Source organism: Pseudocitrobacter sp. 2023LY-00077, from assembly GCF_055796175.1.
Map to the genome: position 1 here is coordinate 1 of NZ_JBSPEI010000035.1, position 15859 is coordinate 15859.

Genomic DNA, 15859 nt, shown 5'->3' on the forward strand with positions numbered 1-15859 from the left:
CAGGCTGCTGAGGATAAAAGCCAGGGGATACCGAAACCGGGAGCGCTTTAAACTGGGGGTGATGTTCCACTACGGAAAGCTGAATATGGCGTTCTGAGCCTTCCCACCATGATCGGGGAAGACCCATAAACATACAGTGATTGCATGGAGAAGAAGAGATGCAACGGCAGTATCACCACCCGCTGGAAGATGGATTTGCAGAACGAATACACACGCCGGGAGGCGTCAGATCCCTTGTCGAGGACTCGCGACTCATGATTCTACTCCGCGAGTTAGACAAAGACGGGTTTAACGTCGATGGGCCAATGGCAGAGCTCGCTGCTCTGGTGAACTACGTAACAAGCTCTCAGGTTTCTATGAAGGACCTGCAAACGCATCTGGATTACTGTGTGGAACGATTGAAGCAGGAAACAACATAAACAAAAGGCCGCTTTCGCGGCCTTGTGACATGTCACATTACCTGTAGTTTATAAACTATCGCCACCAGAAGAACGAAGGTCGCAAAGTAAACGACCTTCGAAGAAGTTTCCCCAAGCCACCCTTTCCTGATAGCGAAAATTATTGCCCATAGATAGGCGGTTCCGAAGGCCACAACAACAGAAAACCAGAGCAGCATCAGACCAATTTTCAATAATATTTCCATCATTGCCCAACCGCTTTGCCAAGATCAGGAGCTCTACGCGGCGCTGTTTGACCTGGCTCCCACCAGCTTGTTGTGTTGAATTCCCGCTGTGCGCGGTCCCTAACTCTGTCGTTGTACCCAGGGTTTGCCATCTCCTGAAGTTGTTGCAGGATCAGGTGATTGGTTATGGCTTTTGCATACCAGAGGTTTGCGAATGGAGTAATCATGCGGGCGGTCTTTAGTGCGTCGGCACCGAAGGATGTTTCTTCACCCTGCATAGCCTTCTGCGGGTTCGTGATCAGCAGTTTGGTTAACTGCTCTGCAAAGCTGAGCACCGGGCCTCCTATTGTGGCCGCGATACTGGAGCCATATTGTGTATGGTCCTGGAAAAGGAAATCGCCGTAGATCCCGAATGAACCGCCTTTAAGCAGTGCCTGTACCCAAGTGGTTGGTTTTGTCATATCCAGCGGGTCATTACCGGTCAGCAGGCTGTTCATCTGGTTTGCGAACATACCTGCCAGAGTGGTGCCAGCAATATAAGACGCAAGGAATTTGATGGAAGGAACCGCATCGAGATCATTTGCCCTATTGACCAACTGACGGAATCCAGCGAACGGCGTAGTTTTGAAGAGCATGAAGCTCTTAATTAGCTGCCCTGCATCGTCGCGGGCGTAGGTGTCAAGACCTGTGGCGGTCGTTACGGCGCTGGTCATCTCGCCATGTGTGATACCAAGAAGCTTCTGTGCGGCTTCAGCGCGGGCGTTGCGAACCATGCGCGTGATGGTCTGCTCTGCTTCTGCGTCGAATGCTTCTTTCATTCGCTTAAGGCGTTCTGGTGGTAAATCGCCAATAGCTTCCAGCGCCGCTTCACTCCCGGCGCGAACCTGCGCAATACGGTCTGCCATGATGCCGGTGAGCACGTCATCTGGCACGGCGTAGATCGCATCAGGCGTCATGCCAAAGTGACCAGCGGTAGTCATCGGCTGGAGGTCTGCCGCCGCCATGATGGCCCAGTCCTCATTACTCCATCCCTTATTTGCCAGGATGGTTTTATCAGAACCTTTCACTTCGTCCAGCGTTTTAAATTTTCGAGTCAGTTCACCAATATTTTTGTACATCAGAAGGCCAAAAGATGCTTTGTTTGCGCGGTCCATTGCGATAAGCCCTGACCACTTAAGCGTTTTCTCTGCAAACCAGCCAGTGATGCCGCGGGACAGGTCGAATCCACCCATCTTTGATACGACAGCTGCATGTGAATCCACCAGCAGGCCGAGCTCTGCGTTGGCACGCTTGGCATCTCCGCTGAACAGATTTTTGATAGTGTTAGATGACAGTCGCATGCCGTCGCGAGTGAAGCCAAGCGCCTGGGCATTAGCGCGCATGATAGCCTGGTCGCTGGTTGCCGTCAGTACACTGGTACCGAGCATGGCGCTGGTCATCAGGTTGCGCAGGCCACCGACAGCAGATGTGAATACGCTGGACGATGCAGCACCGTTTAGACCAGCCATAGAGTTAAACATGCGTTCAACCATCTGGCGTTCGTCGTTCATCTTTCCAACTGGTTTTCCGCCGGTAACGGAACGCTGATACACACGATCAAGTACCAGGGAAAAGTTACGGGATGCGTCCGGGCCGAAGGCTTTAACGACACCAAGATCACGAGAAGATGCTTGAAGGTGCGACATCATTACGCCTGCCACAGGCTGCTGGGTGTAGCGCTCCATGTAGGCGAAGTGGGACTGCGCATCCTTGAACGCCATCACCCTGCTCTGTGAACCACGGTTCTTTATCCCTCCGGTACCCATGAAAGCGCCTGGGTCGATTTTGTTGGCCCCGTCGGTAGCCTTTGTTTCAAAGATCGCTTCCAGCGCCTGGCGATACTCGATGTCATTCATCGGGCTGCCGTCCAGATTAACGTAGTTACTGCGATCCTGCGTGTTGTAAACGTCATCAACCCACGCCTGGCGGGCAAACTCAATCGGCGGCTGGCGGCCTGAAAGGCGCGCTTTAGCCTGCTCTGCCACCGGCAATGATGCCAGCCATTCATCGCGCCCTGCGTTGCGAATAAAATCAGCGTCGTCCACATACGGCAGATGCCAGTCGTCTCGCAGGCCGATATCAAACCCGTTGTCGTTCATTTCCTGCCGGGCCCGGCTGGTGACGTCATTCCATACCTGCGCAATTTTCTTAGCCTGTGGGTTTCCGGTATCCTCGCCGTAAAGCTCTTTAAGGATCTGGAACTGTGCAGACTTTGCCGCCTGCTGGTCGAACAGACTACGGAAACGCTGCTCTCCCAGCGCCTTGCTCTGCTCAAAGAATTTTCGGACATCATCACCTGCCTTGAGCAGTTCAGCGCTGAGCTGGCGGGACCAGTCCTGATATGCGCCTGTCGCCAGTTCCTCCGCAGAGGTAACGGCTATATCCTTTCCGTCAGTTGTGCGCCGTCCGGCAAAGATAAACTGCTGCAAATTGGCGGGTGTTTGTTGCTCTGGCGGGATATTAGTGTCAAGAGTATCTGTAACCCTGCTGATGGCTATCGCGTTCTGAGCGACGCGCTGACGCTTCTTGTAGACGTCATGCACAACGCGCTGGCGAACAAGATCTGCAGCCTCCATGTACGTCTGCGCATCCGGAATGCCAGTCTTGCCTTCCCTGGCATTTTTTTTATGCACCTGGCGCACGGCTTCTTTGATACGATCCTCAATACCTTTCAGCTCGTCAGCCTTTGGCTGGCGGCCCAGTGTCTGCGCAATTGCTTCAACACATACCTGTTTCATTATGGGTTCCTCAGGAAACACGCGGCGGCTACTGAATACACTTTCGATTCTTTCTGCACGGTCTGGATTTGCTCATCAAATTCAGCCAGAACATCTGAGAGTTTCGCAGGCTGCCCGGTGTCGGGGTGCGTAATTGTCAGCTCCGGATTGGTGGTCGCCATATCGCGCGCCGCCATCAGGTCGTAACTGTTCGATGAAATCGCTTGGCCTGTATCTGGATCGACACTGACCTTCCCACCAGCTTCGTCTGCTACCGTGAATGCACTTTCGGCACGCGGCGCCGGAGCTTCTCCAGCCAGTTCTGACGGCGTTTCATACCTGACACCATTCTCTTCGAAAACCTGCTGCATTGCATGGTACTGCTCATTTGCAGATTCCAGCATGCCAGGCCTGGCGGGACCATCCAGCCCGCGCGCCATCATCCCTACGTTCACCGGCTGCCCGTCATTAAGCTGTCTGTACGCTTCGTCCATGGCTGCCACATGGCTGCTAATGCTCTCGTTGCTGGCGTGCAGCACCGGGGAGGATTCCAGATCGTAATAGAGCCCCTCATTCAGCGTATGGGCAGCATCGATGTCGCTTGGTTTAATGGCAGGAGCATCTGTCGCGGCGTCCGATTCCGTAACAGGTACCCGAGAATCAGATCGCTCTGGTGCACCAGGAGCATCCGTTACTGGTACTGGTTCTGTTAATGAGGAAGTTTCTGCTGCTGCCTCGAAAGCCGGTGCGCCATCCGGCACGCTTTGCACTTCAGCCGCCGGGAGCGGAGCTTCAGTCTCTGACGGTGGCGGCACGTCAGCATTTCTCGCGGCAAGGTGATGGGCACCACCAAAGGCACCACCCAGCACCGCATCCACCAGCATCGCCTGTCCGTCGAATACCCGGTACTGTTTCGCCATCTCCGCGTAGCCTTTTTCCTCCAGAGTTTCTCCGACGGAGTAACGGTTAAGGCCGCCGAACCCGGTATTGATTGCGACACCGGAAGCAATACGCGTTGCCAGCGTGGTGCCAACAGCAGCAGGTAAAGCCATGCCCGCCGCATTAAAAAGGCTCTGCTGCGTTGCCAGGTTGCGCGCCGCCGACTCGTCAACCCCCTTCCCTTTGAAATCCTGATACGACTGCTCATACGTCGAGCTGAAAGCTGTTGCTGCGCCGACAGTCGGGCCGCCAACAATAGTCGCGCCAATGGCCGGAACAAACTGACCGAGACCGTAAAGCACCTCAGCTGCTGTTCCCTGGCTCCCGGCATCCGGCTTCACGTATCCGCGAGCATCCTGTAACTGTTTACCAATCGTATCGTACGTTTCATTCAGTGTTTTATCGGCATCAGGAAACATCACCCGGAATATATTTACCGTCGGTGCCACGTTCGCGGTGAATGCCGGGTCGCTGATCAGGCGCTTACTGAATCCGACAGCTGATTGCGCCAGTCCGATAGTGCCTTCCGCCACGCCGCGCGCTGGTGCAGAAATTGAACCCTGGAATAACGTAGGCTCGTAATCTTCAGGGCGCGCCGGGTTGGATGCTGTTTTATCATCAGTCCATGCCTGGCCTTCCGGCGCAAGAGAAAATACATCAGCCATTATTCAACCCTCACGACAATAGCTTCATTGGTTTTCGGATCCGTTGCCCAGCGCCCGCTGCCGCTCACCAGACGATACTGGTTGTTGCCGATGTTGACGGGAGTAAAGTTTGAAGCCGCGTTGACGTTAAGCCCGGCATCCTTCAGCGCCTGCTGAGCAGATACGGTGTAGCGGTCTTTGAAAGTGGATTTATCCATGCCGAACGGCATTACGACATCACCACCATTAAATCCTTTGTACACCCCGCCAGTGGCGTACTGTGCTGCCTTCTCCACTACATCGGAGTTGGCTGCATCTGTTCGCGTCATGGAAGCATCACCGGACTGATAGGCGATACCGGCGTAAGCAGCTTTGAAAAGGTTGTAACTGAGCTGGCGGGCCTGCGGGTTATTCGCAAACGAATTGCCTACCTGGTCATCAAAGGCGCGCTTGAGTTTGTCCTCACTCGGTAGTTGGACCGGAGTAATACCAGCATCTTTCATAGCTTTCGTTGGGTTAAGCAGTTGGTCACCAGCCAGCACCACCTTAGACACGTCATACTTGTTCATGGTCGGCTTGTAACCGATGAACTGACTGTAAGCTATTGATGGTTTTGTGTTGTCGTACTGGTTATCCGGCGTGCCAAGCAGCAATGCAGAATATGCTGTGGCTGCGTTGTTAGGTGCAATGGCTGAGGCTACCTGGCGCATCGCCGGTGCGGAAAGCGTTTCACCCATGCTCTGCAACAGACCGATTGTCTGGTTTACATCTTTTGTGCCGCGCACCTGCTCAGACAACGCTGCCGCCTCCTCACTGGAAAGGATAGGCGCATTGATACCGAGTTCGCGAAGGCTTTCCTGAGATGAGAAACGATTGGCAACTTCTGCCGTGATGTCGTTCGGATTGTTACTCGAAAGTGGCTTGTATGCACCGATCTCCACTGCTGCATTGAACGGGTTATTCTGGCGCTGGCTGATAACCTTCGTGGCCGCTGCCGATACCTGATCGAACAATTCAGCTCGGGAAGCATAGCCCTCGCCTGTTTCCTCTGTCCCTGGCTTCAGTTGGTTAACGTATGCAGTGATGCTGCTGGTCGGCATGTTGCGGAATGAACCGATGTACTGCCCGGCGATCTGCGTATTTCGGAACTCGGTATAGCGAGCGTTCCCATCGCGCACACCATAGGCCGCGAGGAAATCTGTCTGCGTTGGTGCGTTCGGGAAATCCACACCGCGCATGTATGCCGCGCTGGCATCGCGCACCAGGCTGTCGATGCTGGTTCGGTATTCTGCCTGCTGCTGTTTACGGATCTGATCCGCCTGACGGAGGAATGTGGCCTGCGCTTCAGGAGATGCCGCGTCGAATGCCGCGTTGCCAGTGTAGCGCTTGGTGCTGGTAGGCAACTGTGACAAGCCAATAGCCGCGCTAACACCAGTAGCAAGCTGCTGATCACTGTACGGCTGGCTGCCGTTCTCATGCTGAATGATTGAAGCACAAAGAGCTTTAAGTGTGTCAGGGTTTGACGCATCGAGTTGCTGATCAGGCGTTACGCCGAGCTGCGCACAAACAGCCTGTATGTAAGCATCAGTATTGTTATTATCCGACGGAGGAGCCCACCGGTTAATGATATCGCTGACGGTATCAATTCCCTGACGCTGGTAAGACAGCAGGTTTCGGCCCAGCGCGCGAATACCATGCTCAGGCGTTTCAAACTTCGCAAAGCGACCATCATCACCTGTCTGGCCAACCCATGGATTCGTTTTGCTGTACTCGAGGTTGCCGGGGTTGTTGTTACGGATACCGCGTGCATCACCTGAATTAACACCATCTGATACCGCTCGGCGTGAACCAGAAGCGGTGTCGCTCAGTTCGCCGTTACTCTGAATGAACTCGACAGAATTGTTTGCAGCCCACTGGGAGAGAGATGCATCAGCAACCTTCTCTTTGAATTCGGTTTTCTTCGCCTGAATCTGTTCAGGGCTCCAGCCATGCGCGGTGCCATAAGTCTCGATCTGCTGGAAGGTCTGCTGGTTGTAAAGCACATAGTTCGCATTGTCGCCATATGCTGACGCCGCCAGCTTGCCATTGTTCGCCAGTGTCGCCTGAAATTGCCCTTCTTCGTAGGCATTAAGTTGGCTTATCTCATGGCGCCCGGCCTGTGAGGTGAACTGAATACGTTGCTGCTGCGCCTGCTGCATGAAACCTGCGCGGGCACCTTCTGGCAGAGTCATCGCTATCTGTTCGGCCTGCGCATCGAACTGCTGAGTGTATTCCTGGCCTTTACCGAGGGCATTCTTACCCTGCATATTGAGCAAGCCGGTATTAGGGTTTGTCAGCAGATCAGTGGAAACCTGACTCAACTGCAATGACGCATCCTGTGCCTGGGCAACGTCTGCACGCTGCTTTGCCTGCGCAAACACATCAATAGCTTTTGGCGCAACCTGCGCAATGACATCGCCGAGATTCGGTTGCTCAAATGCTTGCAAACCAGGTGACTGGAATCCTCTACTCTCGACCTGACGACCGGTGACCGTTGGAACCGTTGGCATTTTAATTTCTCCTTAACGACCGGTTGGCGTGCCAATGGCTGCGCTGATTGGAGCCGCTTTTTGGGAGAACATCGACCCTCCGCCGCCCATCTGGTACGAACCATAAGCCTGCAATGGTGTCGTCAAAAGGGTTGTCATCGCCCCCATATTTCCCTGCTTGCGAGCAGATACCGCCTGCGCTTGGTAATTCGCTGATTGCACCTGATAGCCGTATGCCTCACGCTGGGCGTTATTTACTGTTGTCAGAGCGTCCAGGGTACCGAACTGGGCGGTATCGCCGAAAATATCCAGCGCACTTCCCGAAGATAGTTCAGCACCTGTAGCCCCCATAGTGGCGTTCTGCGTCCCTGCTGCCTGCCGGTTACGGCGGCGCACCTCATCGGCCTGGGCGTTACCACGGTTAATCGAGTCCTGCGCCTGCGCTTCAGCCACATCTGCATTCTGCTCTGCGACAGCGGCGGAATACTTTCCTGTCTGGTACTGGTTGTAAGCTGACAGCGCGCCAGCAGCAAGCGTCGCACCGGCTAAAATTGTGGTGGGTTCACACATTACTTTCTCTCCATGTGGAAGCGGTGAAACAGAAGGCCGTGAGCGCCATATGGCTGTGGTTCTTCAATAGTGAACCCAAGCCAGTTCAACCAGATGCGCGCGGTGTTATTGCGGGCATCAACATAGTTTTCAAGATACGGATAAACTGACAGCATTGCATTGACCACTTTCCCGCATCGACGCAGGAAGGTGCGCTGGTATTTCTCCAGCGCATCAGTGCCCACCAGCCACGGGATTCCGTTACCGCCGATCATCGATGCCGGGGCCACTCCGAAGATGGTTACTACCTCATCATTAATCAGCCCGGCGCAGCAGAATGTCGATGTCCGCAACCCTGTTTCGAGAACGCGGCGCGGGCTCCACCCGTTTGTTGCCAGGAATTCATCAACATCAGCCTGGCGAACATTCGGGAGCATGGCTTCGATATGTTCCTGGGTTGCCGGTACGATCTGAGCTTTAATCATCATAATCCCCCGACCGTCATGCGAGGCAGGACCGCCAGAACAGAAAGCGGCAATGGGTCGAGTTGACGCACTTTAACGCGACCGTTCTTATCCCAGTTGCTGTCAAGCTTAACTTCCACCTTCCCGGTAGCGTCATCAACCGGATCGTCGTAGAACTCAAACTCTCGCTGAGGATATTCGTACCAATCACCGCCCGGCGTGGTTGCCCAAATTCCCCGGCTGGCATTGACCACCATCGTGACAGATGGAATGACCTGCTTTTTATCCAGTAGCGTTTCCTGACCGTTGATGTTGATGTCCAGCGTTTCGAATTCAGCCGTGATCGGCAGTCCGATATGCACAACTGCGCCAGGCGATTCCAGCGTGACAGCACCGGCTGTTACAGTTTTCTGCGGCTCAACGCTGGCGTCTGAGAGGATGTTGACTGTCTGTCCTTCAAGGTGCGACAGGCCGCTGAAAGTCTGGCGGGCCATTTGCCAGTTAGTTGTGGCAGAAGTACGCAGTACAGCAGGTACGTTACGGTTAAAGCGCACGACCACCGCCGTGGTGCTGGTTATGGAGATGACGTCTCCGCGCAGTTCTTTCGCCACTTCATCGCCGGTATCTGGATCCGTCTCTGAGTACGGGAACTGGATCTGAGCGCCAACATCCGCACTGACAAAGTAAGCCCCACCGCTTATCGTCACCGGGTAGTCGACCTGATAACTCCAGTCACCGCTGCCGCCGCTGATGGTCATAGTACGTGTTGAGGTATTGCGACCGTCATAACTCAGTCCGCAATCGACAAAGAACGCATCTTCATCATTGGTAAATAGACGACTAGACAGGCGCTCTATGTAACGTTTCGTCTGTCCGTTGATGGTACGGTTAACCACAAAGTAAACAGCGTCTTCGCTTCCTTCGCTGATGGAGCATGTACTTTCGTATTTACCGGTGCTGGATTGCGGCGCCCAGGCGAACACCTGCTGATCACGTAGATAGGTCAGAACCAGCAATTTCCCGTCGTCACGAATGCAGAATGCGCTGCTGTACGGCACGATGCAGAATGACCAGTCGACAATGCTGCGCTTCTGGAAAAGGTGGTTTGCCAGTATAGTCAGGTCAGTGCCATGGTACCCGTCGACGTCGAAGGAGTAAGCCAAATCACGGACCACACTTCCCTTCTCCTGGATGAACAGCGCGATGTTTGCCACTGAGATCGGCGGCACGTTGCTGGAGCCGTTATTTCCCTGAGAACTGAACGAGAAGGCCGACGGCGTGAGAACCTTATTCTGGTCTCCGGATATCGTATATTCACCGCCTGACGTCAGCGCGACCAGGTTTCCGACGTCGATAAGGTGGCGGATCTCATTCACCTGTCGCCCGGCGTAGGTGTAGATAATGCGATCATCATCCTGAATAGGATTGTTCTTCCCGAAGTCTTTATAGTCGCCAGTTCTGCTGGCCCATATGGTTTGCGGGTACGCGGTGGATGCGGCGAAATACAGGCGCTGCTGATAGTAAACGACCGTGCTCGGATAGCCGTTGACGCTATTCCAAGCATAACGTCCCCATTTATAGCTGCTGTTAGCAGATCCAACGACCTGAGAAGGGATATAACTGATCACTGTTGCCGTTGCAGTCAGGCCATCTGAGCCAACCGCTGTGATGCGAACTAAACCGAAACCGCTGTGCAGGTACTCCCACTGAATCCCGGTATCACCACCCCATCCATCCCAGGACATTCCTTCAGTATGGGAAGGACGAAGCGTACCTGTCTTACCAGAAGTATTTGCCCGGTAGTAGTTGCTGTCTGCCCGGCGCACATCGTTGATAGCGGTGTCTTTACTGGTCTCCCAGACGGGGACAGAATCAACCGCAGGCTGTTCGAGGTAGAACAATTTACCGACCTGCTCAGCGCCGAAGATGGCAGAGCTCGCCGTCAACGTGACGGTGCTAGTGCTGGCGCTAGCGTACACCTTGATCGTCTCGTCAACATTGATGTCTTCGAAGGGGCCGTTTTTGGTGGTGACGTCGACGATCTGCCAACTATCATGCGCGTAACGGCGCAATTCTTTCGGTGGATATGATGGATGAACCAGCGTAAGCACGTCGGCGCTTTGCGTGAATTTGATGCGGAACAGGTCAGTCTCAGCATAAGGCATAGCCAGTTCGTAGATCACATTGCTACTGTTCAGCACGTATGCGCCGTCTTTGATAACGCGCATGTAGTTGTGACCAAACTCCAGTGCATAGGTCTGAACTGTCGAGAACTGGAAAGGAATAAGGCGACATTTACGGGTAGGGTATTTGGTTTCGCCGACGAAGCGCGTGCCCGGTCGATTCTCCACCCCGCCATATTGCCGAACGATAAAGTTGTCACACTTACGCAGCGCCACCTGATACTTTGACATATCGATGCGCCCGTAAAGCGACGGGCCAATCTCACCACCGGCAAAACTCGGCTGGATCCAACTGAAAGCCATTATGACAACCTCGCTGCGGTGAACTCGTCCATAGGCGGCTGCGGCTCCTGCGACTCATTCTGGCTGTGCGAGCCAGCACTAAGGATAACGCTGCGGTACATGGTCAGGGCGTTGTTTCCGAGATCTGCGCTTCCGGTTAGCGGCATGTTGATGGCAGCAGCCAGACGCCACGACAGCGCCTCCATGAAGATGGCATCGAACATGTTTACGTCGGTAACGCGCGCAATGTACTTCAGCCATGCGGCTGGCTGGTCGGTGTAGATCAGCTTTCCGGTGCCGTCGGTATCTGCCCCAACCTCATAATTGATGCGCATGGCAGCCGTCGGATTACGGATGCCGGGCACCATAATTTCGGTGATTCGCAGGCAGTCAGTCGGATACTGGTAGGAATAAGCCCAGTCCGGCGGCGGATTGTTGGTATCGGCCAGAGCCACTCGCTTAGTGGCAAAGTTCCAGTCGAAGTCCGCCAGTGCTGCATCTCGGCACGCATCGAAATGCAGTGAGCACTGAGACGCCTCTTTGCTCGCCTCATTCAGACTGTTAATGCTGCGGCTATTTCCGATGTTGCTCAGCGCGCGGTTGCAGATCTCGATAACGGAGGCCATTAATCATCCTCCCCACCGTAGAGAGTTTGCGCGGCAGTCTTTGGCTGATCGCCGGAAACTGGGCTAAGTGCCATATCAGTGATCTGAAGGCTGGCGTTATGCTGCATGCCATCTTCTGTATCGCGGGTGGAAGTTGAACGAATGATGGCCTTGGCGGTGATCATCACTTCAGTTCCTGCGGATTGCGGCGTTGCTTTAAGCTTGGTGAGCGTCTCGTTGTTCAACTCTATGCAAAGGCCCCACGGATAATCATCACGAGTCTGGGTTTTACCATCCTCATCCTGATATGTGTCGGTGCCGGTTTTGAGGTTTACCAGATCCATAACGGACTCCTGCAATAAAGGGGCCGAAGCCCCTTGTTTTATTAGCGAGGCTTAGACGCCCAGTTCTGCGCGCTTATCTGCGATCTTCTCGCGGAGTGTTTCAGCTTTAGCATTGTGGTGAGGTTTCTCGTTGAATAGCGCTTCATACTCTTCGCGGAGCTTGTCCAGTTCATCACTGCCTTCACCAACATTATTCAGCGGTTCCAGCGCGGTGATTTCCCCATCAAAGCCACCTTTGTGCTTGGCCTTTGCTTTCGCAGCCTTCGCCGCATTATTCAGCGGTTCCAGCGCGGTGCCTGGCTCTCCGTCATATTCAACCTCTGAACCTTCCGGCCAGAGATTATTATGAATATGGGATAGGCGCAGGACGCGGTATTTTGCTTTTTCACCTGACATCTATATCCCCTTAGCCAGTCACTTTTGAACGAATCGGGTAGTAAGGAGTGTTGTTGTCAACATCCAGATTAATGCCCGAAGTGAACGCGCCAGCAGTCAACGGCCCCGTACCCACTGAATAGTTCACACGCAGATAACGCTGAACACCGGCGGGAACCTTCGTTGAGAACAGACGTTTTCCAGCGGTCAATGCCGCCAGAGCCAGAGCACCGCTATCGTAGATAGTGGTCCAGGTAGAGTTGTCCGGGCTGGTCTGCAACTGAACGTTCAGGGTTGCGGCACCTGCTGCGGTTGCAGTGGTATTCACGTTAGCCCAGAACTCAAGAGGATAACCGACACCGATATCGCGGCGAGTGCCGTCGATAGGACCGAGATCGATAACATCAGTAGAAGCGCCGCCAGCAGTAATCGCCTGCGCTTCGGAGAACATCAACAGTTTGTCGAGGATCATTTTCTTTCTCCATTCATGGGCCGGTTAAGGCCCATCAGTTAATGACAGGCGTTAAACAACGCGCGCTTCTGTTTCCAGAATTGCGTCAGTTTCACGAATTGGGATGCCACGGAATGCAGTCCACCATTCGCCTTCTGTCTCTTTTACTGACAGAGCCAGAGAGGCTTTGTCCAGAGACTGGAGGTCGAGGGCCTGGGCAACGGTGCGATTCATATAGAAAGCCGCGCGCCCCATCTTCAGGTTAGGAACGCGGTGCAGCGCTTTAACCATCTGCGTAACGAGATTTGCAGCAGAAGCAGGAACAGACAGATCACTCACATCGATGTTCGCGATACGAACAACGTAACGCCAGTCGCGAAGTGCCAGGCCGTTATCCCACTTATAATGCGTGCGATAGCCCTGATATTTTCCACCGGCAGCATCGATAAGCGTCTGCTCGCCAAGGTTCTGAGTTTGCAACCCTGCCTTCTGTCCTTTAGGGAAGATGCCGTGAACGGTGTTTTCACCCCACACCACCAGCCAAACAGAGGTGTTATCAGTGCCAGTACCGCCTGCATCGATAATGTTCTGCCCGTTACCAGCGGATTTACTGGAGTAACGGGAAGACAGCCCCATGAACTGCTGCGGGTTAACGCTGGTATCACCATAGAACAGAGTCTGCGCCATCTGCTGGTTCATGCCTTCGATGAATGCACGGTCTTCAGACAGACGGAATTCTGCTGTGTTACCGTTCAGGTCAGCCAGGGATTTATCAACTTCTGCATAGGTTTCCAGCATCCCACAGGAGTCGGTTACCTGTACGGTGGTGGATTTGCTTGGCTGTACACCGTAGTTAAGCAAGCGCCATGTAGCAGATGGAAGGCCGGAACGCACGGTAGTGCGGTGACCTGTAGGAAGGTTACCCTCTACGAACATCATGTCCGTAAGGATTTCGTTAGTCTGGGAAAGAAGTTCGACAATCTTGTCTACCTTCCCGTTTGGATCAGTACGCTTAGCCCAGTCAGCCAGCGTCAGCGCATTTACGCCTTTAACAGCCATGGTTATATCCTCTCTTATTAGCCATAAAGCACTTCGGCCGCACTACGCTGGCCTTGATTACTGCCATCGACCATGCCGTCTTCCGACATGGCTTTACCGATTTTCACGAACGTCTTAACCAGTTCCGGGTGATTACCAAGACCGGTTGAGTCCAGATATTCTTTCAGAGCAGGGCCGCCGAACTGGTCCAGAGCACGCTGCGCAGCGCTGAGATTCGCGGTCAGTTTGTCCCCGCCGATCTCCTTGTCTGCCTTCACGCTTGCTGCCCAGTCCTCGGTCTGCTTCTGCCAGGCGTCTGCCTGACGCTGCTGCACACCGGCCAGAATTTTTGGATATGCATCAACCAGCTTTTGTGCCTGTTCATTGGTCAGGTTCAGATCGCGGGCAACAGGCTCGAAGTCCTTCAGCGCTTCGGTATCCAGATCAACGCCTTCAGCGGCTTTGAAGTCGTACTTCTCTGGCGCGCCTTCTAGCTTTTCATCCTTCTTGCCTTCCTGCTTTCCTTCACCATCAGGCTTATCGCCGTCTTTGTTTTCACCTTCTGGCTTCTGGTCGTTTTGTTTACCATCCTCTTCATTTCCTGGTTGCTGATCACCGCCAGCCGGATCAGATCCTTCTGTAGTTGCAGGTTCAGTTGATGCAGGAGTTTGAGTCGCTCCACCGCCTGCTCCTGACGCATCAGCGCCAACTTCTTCATTCATCAGAACGGAGTGGAATAGCTTTCGAAAAAGTGCATTACCCATGTTCACTACCCTTAAACGATGGTTAAGCCAGTCACGACGCCACCAGCAACGGTGTATGTGACTGGACGGTTAACAGTGCCAATCGCGAGGATGGCGTTATTTGTTACTGGCACGCTTGCCTGTACCGAGGCATTAGCCACCGGCGCGATAGTTGCGGCGAGCTTAACGTTTGAAATTACACCTGCTGCGATGGTCGCCGGGTGAGTGCCAGCGATTGCAGTGCCTACTGAGTTCTGCATGGTTACGGCGTCGCCGTTGTCGATCATCGCGGTAGTCGCTGGAAGGTTGATTCCGGTAAGCACGCCGGCAGCAGTAACAACTGAGGTTCCAGAATGGCTATTAGCACCAGCACTGTTACGTACAGCCACGGCGACAGCGTTGCTCAGAGCGGTATAACTGGCGGCCAATTTGAAACGGGAAAGAATTCCGGTTGCCACAACTGGTGTTACAGTCGTGTTCTGGTTGGTGGTGCCGTCAGATCCGTATAACGGATACGTAGAACTATCAATTACGACCGCCTGATTTGATGGAAGTGTGCCTTCAGAACCCTGAATCATGGACTGGTAGAAGTCCCACCCATCTGTGTTTCGCTCCACAACCACATCGTTAAATGGTTGCCATCCTGCTGAAATAAGCGCAGGCATGACTTGCTCAAGCTCACCAAGGCTGGATGCATGGACGTATTTGATCGCGGTAATCACTTAGTTTCCCCCTGGGCCTCTTCGGCCATGGTCAGATACTGTTCCGGGCAGTTCCCCATTACACGCATGAATAACTCAAGCGCCAGATTCCGCTGCCCTTCGTTGAATGCCATAGCCAGAGCATCCATAGGAGGGATGGCAGAAAATACCCGGCCACGCTCAAGCACAGACCAGACTACGCGGCGACCCTGTTCGCTACCCATGACGAACTGGATATCCTCAATATCTCGTTGAGCCAAAAGCTGCTGTTTAGCCTCCAGTTCTGCCTTGCTGTCATCTTCGTAATCCGTCATTGCTGAGGTGCTCCTGCTGCGTTAGTGATGGCAGTAAGCGCACTTGGATCTGTTGTTTGCGTCTCGCTAAGAGTTTTCGCACCCTGCGTGACAGCCTGACCCATTGCCAGTGCCTGTTGCGCGCGCTGCTGTTGTGCACGGTCTTCACGAATGCCCTGCACTTGCTCTTGCGGAACGATGACAGTTGGCGATACGTGTAGCGCGGCGATTTTTTTTGCACCAAAACGCGCTGGATTTTGCACTCCAACAGAAGCCCAAAAACCTGCATTATGCACTGTGCAAAATTAATCGCCGCTGACCTTATCACCCCAAACTTGCATC

15 protein-coding genes and 1 pseudogene are annotated in these 15859 nt (G+C 53.8%); 1 reads left to right on the forward strand and 15 read right to left on the reverse strand.

The window, feature by feature from the left end; translation table 11 throughout:
• Positions 1-158: 158 nt before the first annotated feature.
• Positions 159-419, forward strand: a complete 261-nt coding sequence (locus ACWWFX_RS24505; protein WP_113857903.1) for a hypothetical protein — start codon at positions 159-161, stop codon at positions 417-419.
• A gap of 223 nt (positions 420-642) precedes the next feature.
• Here the strand turns inward: ACWWFX_RS24505 and ACWWFX_RS24510 are convergent, their stop codons facing one another.
• The 15 genes and pseudogenes from ACWWFX_RS24510 to ACWWFX_RS24580 form a co-directional block, all read right to left on the reverse strand.
• Positions 643-3399, reverse strand: a complete 2757-nt coding sequence (locus ACWWFX_RS24510; protein WP_473225003.1) for a hypothetical protein — start codon at positions 3397-3399, stop codon at positions 643-645.
• Positions 3399-4982, reverse strand: a complete 1584-nt coding sequence (locus tag ACWWFX_RS24515) for a hypothetical protein (protein WP_473225004.1) — start codon at positions 4980-4982, stop codon at positions 3399-3401. The genes ACWWFX_RS24510 and ACWWFX_RS24515 overlap by 1 nt, the downstream gene beginning before the upstream one ends.
• Entirely contained in the window at positions 4982-7510 is a 2529-nt protein-coding gene (locus ACWWFX_RS24520; protein WP_473225005.1) for a hypothetical protein, read from the reverse strand. The genes ACWWFX_RS24515 and ACWWFX_RS24520 overlap by 1 nt, the downstream gene beginning before the upstream one ends.
• 12 nt (positions 7511-7522) lie before the next feature.
• Positions 7523-8059, reverse strand: coding sequence for a virion core protein, T7 gp14 family (locus tag ACWWFX_RS24525; protein ID WP_473225006.1), 537 nt, complete (start codon positions 8057-8059; stop codon positions 7523-7525).
• Positions 8059-8523, reverse strand: coding sequence for a hypothetical protein (locus ACWWFX_RS24530; RefSeq protein WP_473225015.1), 465 nt, complete (start codon positions 8521-8523; stop codon positions 8059-8061). The genes ACWWFX_RS24525 and ACWWFX_RS24530 overlap by 1 nt, the downstream gene beginning before the upstream one ends.
• Positions 8523-10988 carry a phage tail protein gene (locus tag ACWWFX_RS24535; protein WP_473225007.1) on the reverse strand — a complete coding sequence of 822 codons (2466 nt, stop codon included), beginning with the start codon at positions 10986-10988 and terminating at the stop codon, positions 8523-8525. The genes ACWWFX_RS24530 and ACWWFX_RS24535 overlap by 1 nt, the downstream gene beginning before the upstream one ends.
• Positions 10988-11593, reverse strand: a complete 606-nt coding sequence (locus ACWWFX_RS24540; protein WP_473225008.1) for a phage connector family protein — start codon at positions 11591-11593, stop codon at positions 10988-10990. Before ACWWFX_RS24540 ends, ACWWFX_RS24535 begins: the two co-directional genes overlap by 1 nt.
• A complete protein-coding gene (gene gp10 / locus ACWWFX_RS24545; RefSeq protein ID WP_473225009.1) occupies positions 11593-11916 on the reverse strand; it encodes a capsid staple protein in 324 nt (107 codons plus the stop codon). The genes ACWWFX_RS24540 and gp10 overlap by 1 nt, the downstream gene beginning before the upstream one ends.
• 51 nt (positions 11917-11967) lie before the next feature.
• Positions 11968-12312 (reverse strand): hypothetical protein, encoded by a 345-nt coding sequence (locus ACWWFX_RS24550; protein WP_473225010.1) that lies wholly within the window; start codon positions 12310-12312, stop codon positions 11968-11970.
• A gap of 10 nt (positions 12313-12322) precedes the next feature.
• Positions 12323-12763, reverse strand: a complete 441-nt coding sequence (locus ACWWFX_RS24555) for a Bbp16 family capsid cement protein (RefSeq protein ID WP_473225011.1) — start codon at positions 12761-12763, stop codon at positions 12323-12325.
• 51 nt (positions 12764-12814) lie between these two features.
• Complete coding sequence (locus ACWWFX_RS24560; RefSeq protein WP_174602521.1) at positions 12815-13801, reverse strand: major capsid protein; 987 nt, start codon at positions 13799-13801, stop codon at positions 12815-12817.
• Positions 13802-13818: 17 nt separating this feature from the next.
• Positions 13819-14544 carry a peptidase gene (locus ACWWFX_RS24565; protein ID WP_473225012.1) on the reverse strand — a complete coding sequence of 242 codons (726 nt, stop codon included), beginning with the start codon at positions 14542-14544 and terminating at the stop codon, positions 13819-13821.
• Positions 14545-14555: 11 nt separating this feature from the next.
• Positions 14556-15245 carry a hypothetical protein gene (locus tag ACWWFX_RS24570; protein ID WP_473225013.1) on the reverse strand — a complete coding sequence of 230 codons (690 nt, stop codon included), beginning with the start codon at positions 15243-15245 and terminating at the stop codon, positions 14556-14558.
• Positions 15242-15538, reverse strand: a complete 297-nt coding sequence (locus ACWWFX_RS24575; RefSeq protein ID WP_473225014.1) for a Bbp19 family protein — start codon at positions 15536-15538, stop codon at positions 15242-15244. The genes ACWWFX_RS24570 and ACWWFX_RS24575 overlap by 4 nt, the downstream gene beginning before the upstream one ends.
• Positions 15535-15732 (reverse strand): annotated as a pseudogene (locus ACWWFX_RS24580) (portal protein); the annotation flags it as partial. The gene ACWWFX_RS24575 and the pseudogene ACWWFX_RS24580, both read right to left, overlap by 4 nt.
• Positions 15733-15859: the final 127 nt, after the last annotated feature.

Coding starts and splice junctions, on each gene's coding strand:
- ACWWFX_RS24505 (WP_113857903.1), top strand. CDS start 159: ATGCAACGGCAGTATCACCACCCGCTGGAAGATGGATTTGCAGAACGA.
- ACWWFX_RS24510 (WP_473225003.1), bottom strand. CDS start 3,399: ATGAAACAGGTATGTGTTGAAGCAATTGCGCAGACACTGGGCCGCCAG.
- ACWWFX_RS24515 (WP_473225004.1), bottom strand. CDS start 4,982: ATGGCTGATGTATTTTCTCTTGCGCCGGAAGGCCAGGCATGGACTGAT.
- ACWWFX_RS24520 (WP_473225005.1), bottom strand. CDS start 7,510: ATGCCAACGGTTCCAACGGTCACCGGTCGTCAGGTCGAGAGTAGAGGA.
- ACWWFX_RS24525 (WP_473225006.1), bottom strand. CDS start 8,059: ATGTGTGAACCCACCACAATTTTAGCCGGTGCGACGCTTGCTGCTGGC.
- ACWWFX_RS24530 (WP_473225015.1), bottom strand. CDS start 8,523: ATGATTAAAGCTCAGATCGTACCGGCAACCCAGGAACATATCGAAGCC.
- ACWWFX_RS24535 (WP_473225007.1), bottom strand. CDS start 10,988: ATGGCTTTCAGTTGGATCCAGCCGAGTTTTGCCGGTGGTGAGATTGGC.
- ACWWFX_RS24540 (WP_473225008.1), bottom strand. CDS start 11,593: ATGGCCTCCGTTATCGAGATCTGCAACCGCGCGCTGAGCAACATCGGA.
- gp10 (WP_473225009.1), bottom strand. CDS start 11,916: ATGGATCTGGTAAACCTCAAAACCGGCACCGACACATATCAGGATGAG.
- ACWWFX_RS24550 (WP_473225010.1), bottom strand. CDS start 12,312: ATGTCAGGTGAAAAAGCAAAATACCGCGTCCTGCGCCTATCCCATATT.
- ACWWFX_RS24555 (WP_473225011.1), bottom strand. CDS start 12,763: ATGATCCTCGACAAACTGTTGATGTTCTCCGAAGCGCAGGCGATTACT.
- ACWWFX_RS24560 (WP_174602521.1), bottom strand. CDS start 13,801: ATGGCTGTTAAAGGCGTAAATGCGCTGACGCTGGCTGACTGGGCTAAG.
- ACWWFX_RS24565 (WP_473225012.1), bottom strand. CDS start 14,544: ATGGGTAATGCACTTTTTCGAAAGCTATTCCACTCCGTTCTGATGAAT.
- ACWWFX_RS24575 (WP_473225014.1), bottom strand. CDS start 15,538: ATGACGGATTACGAAGATGACAGCAAGGCAGAACTGGAGGCTAAACAG.